The organism is Pseudanabaena cinerea FACHB-1277 (assembly GCF_014696345.1).
Lineage (GTDB): Bacteria > Cyanobacteriota > Cyanobacteriia > Pseudanabaenales > Pseudanabaenaceae > Pseudanabaena > Pseudanabaena cinerea.
Map to the genome: position 1 here is coordinate 1 of NZ_JACJPY010000171.1, position 2,692 is coordinate 2,692.

4 protein-coding genes and 1 pseudogene are annotated in these 2,692 nt (G+C 38.2%); all 5 read left to right on the plus strand.

The window, feature by feature from the left end; translation table 11 throughout:
* The first annotated feature begins 112 nt into the window (after positions 1-112).
* The 5 genes and pseudogenes from H6F44_RS22610 (at position 113) to H6F44_RS22625 (ending at position 2,630) form a co-directional block, all read left to right on the plus strand.
* A complete protein-coding gene (locus H6F44_RS22610) occupies positions 113-955 on the plus strand; it encodes a zinc ribbon domain-containing protein (protein ID WP_190353335.1) in 843 nt (280 codons plus the stop codon).
* A gap of 343 nt (positions 956-1,298) precedes the next feature.
* Entirely contained in the window at positions 1,299-1,505 is a 207-nt protein-coding gene (locus H6F44_RS22615) for a hypothetical protein (protein WP_190353336.1), read from the plus strand.
* A pseudogene (locus tag H6F44_RS24225) lies at positions 1,478-1,615 on the plus strand (type II toxin-antitoxin system VapC family toxin); the annotation flags it as partial. The gene H6F44_RS22615 and the pseudogene H6F44_RS24225, both read left to right, overlap by 28 nt.
* A gap of 177 nt (positions 1,616-1,792) precedes the next feature.
* Complete coding sequence (locus H6F44_RS22620; RefSeq protein WP_190353337.1) at positions 1,793-2,149, plus strand: helix-turn-helix domain-containing protein; 357 nt, start codon at positions 1,793-1,795, stop codon at positions 2,147-2,149.
* The gene (locus tag H6F44_RS22625; protein WP_190353338.1) at positions 2,118-2,630 is read left to right on the plus strand and encodes a hypothetical protein; all 513 of its coding nucleotides are present in this window, start codon (positions 2,118-2,120) and stop codon (positions 2,628-2,630) included. Before H6F44_RS22620 ends, H6F44_RS22625 begins: the two co-directional genes overlap by 32 nt.
* The last annotated feature ends 62 nt before the right edge of the window (positions 2,631-2,692 follow it).

Here is a 2,692-nt window from a genome sequence, read left to right on the forward strand (position 1 = left end):
GTTGGATAACATCATAGATATTATTTTTTTAATTTATGGCTTCTAGTTTAACAAATTAGGAGCGCTTTTTTCTGATTATTTTCTATCGTTCAACACTTCTGATATAAAATCTATGGCGATTATTTCATGCCCCGAATGTGGTAGGCAAGTTTCTGATAAAGCTTTGAAATGTCCACAGTGCAACTATCCTATTGCAAATCTTGAAAAGCAAGAATCAGTATCTTTACAGGCATTACAAGAAAAAATTCAAGGTGTGGTAACTAATGGTCTTACGGTAAAGGTTAGTTCTGTTGGAAAATTGCTAAATATTAAGCTGACTCGAACACCAATCACATCTGTTTCATACGATCAACTATGGTTAAAGATCTCACCGCAACTCAAAACAGACGATCTAAGAGGTTTTAGCCAGATTCTAATTAGTGCTTATTCTGAGAGGGATATTATTAAATCTGAATGGGAGCGTCAAAACGATATCAACTCAAAAGGGGAAATAGTCCCCAACAAGAAAGATATAATTACAGGCTATGTCTTTTTGGCAATTTTAATTGTTGGATTTAGTTCATGTTCTTACCTTTCTAATCTTCCTCGCAATGTCCAAACGAGTTCAAATTCATCAACTTCAATCTCATCAACTTCCAATCCATCAAATCCAAGTCTATCAACTTCCAGTCCAGAATATCTTTTAGCTGGTATAGATAAACAGTCTAAGGATGTATCAGCAAGTGAATTAGCACCATATACACAAGCATTAGATCAACTTGAGTCTAAATGCCAAGAGTCTCGCATGGCATTAGCAGATATGTCTGCTGCAACTAAGGAGATATTGACAAAAAAAGGTGCTAAAGCAACTAACCTTGAACTTCTAAACGGAGTATATCAGGCTGTCCAGCCATATGAAAATCCACAAAAATGTGCAGCAGGGTTTGCTTTGTTTGCAACGTATGTTGATAAGTAAGATTTAGCGAGTGATCTATCTCACAAGAAAAGCAACCTTAACTAATTAGATAAGGTTGCTTATGTTTAAGAATATCTAACATAGCTAAACTTCGGTTAATCTCAAATTTACTGCACTTATTCAAATAACGATTTAGCTAAAATCTCATAAACCGAGCATTTGTTTAACATCATTTAAAGCATTTAAAGCGATCATCGCGGTTTTACATTTAGCAAATAGAGATCGCCTTGTGATGTGATTACTTGAGGGGTGATCGATGGTTATGAGGATGGATAGGCGATCGCCCCAAACCATTCAAGACAGATATGTTACTCTAGCAATACGTTACTGGTGCTGTAAAACTATGAAACTACAAATTCAAGGCATTAAATCAGGGCAAACGATTCAACTGCTAGATATAGTTAATATTCCTGATGGAACAGTATTTCTGGAAATTGAAGCAGACAAACCTAAAGATAAAAGCGCAAGACTAGCAAGACTAAATCGTATATTCGGTGCATGGCGCAACCAGCAAGACATTGACAAATCGGTAAACCCACAGGCGAACTAGATACCATGATTGCTGCTATAGCGCGATCGCGTCATGATCAAGTAGTTACAAATAACACAAAGAATTTCATCAATATTTCTGGATTAGGGTTGGAAAACTGGATCGTTTAGCGATCGCCTTTACAGCACTTATTCAAATAGCGATTTAGCTAAAATCTCATAAACCGAGCATTTGTTTAACATCATTTAAAGCGATCATCGCGGTTTTACCTTTGGCGAATAGCGATCTACCTACAATAGCAACTATATAACCTCTATAATAGGTAGATAGTCCTAGACCTAAAACCTATGCTAAAAGAACTTTTTGGCGGTAAAACACCCGAACAGGTTTTGCTATATCTCGAAAATTATGAAGAAGGCTACGGCAAAGCGATCGCCGATACATTTGAGATATCCTTGAGTTCAGTACAGAAACAACTGCAAAAATTTGAAGACTCAGGCTTATTAGTTAGTCGCTTAGTCGGCAAAACTCGCCTCTATACATGGAACACGCGATCGCCATTTGTAACACCAGTTAGAAACCTACTAGCCCAACGCCTCAAAGTCACACCAACCGAAGAAATCAAAACCTACTATCGCCAACGTCGTCGCCCTCGCAAAGCTGATAAACCCCTTGGAAATACACAAAACCTCTTCCCTAGCTGAGATTGCTGCGATCGTCTCAGATACGCTTACCAAAGCAAACATTATCGCCGTGCTAACAGGTGGCGGTGTCGTTACCGTGTACTCAGAAAACGAATATCAATCTGATGATCTCGACTTTATTTCTCCCGCTAGTTCTCAAAAGCTAGAAGAAGCAATGTCTCAGATAGGATTTAGCAAAGAAGGTAGATATTTCATCCATCCAAATACAAGCTATTATGTCGAGTTCCCTCCATCACCCCTAATGATTGGTGAACAGTACATTGATTACAAAGAATGCACTGTGCAGAAAATTGGTGAATTAGAATTACACATTCTGACCCCGACTTTATGCGTCATGGATCGCCTTGCAGGTTTCTATCACTGGAACGATCGCCAAAGTCTCGATCAAGCAGTCATGGTTGCAAAACGTCATCCGATAGATTTTAAAAGAGTGAAGTTATGGCAATACTACGGACAAAATTGGTCAGAGATAGAGCCGTAAGAGCAAAGCTTGTGGAAATTAGGGTGTAATTTAATCGAAGTAAGGTCTAAATCTAACAGGGA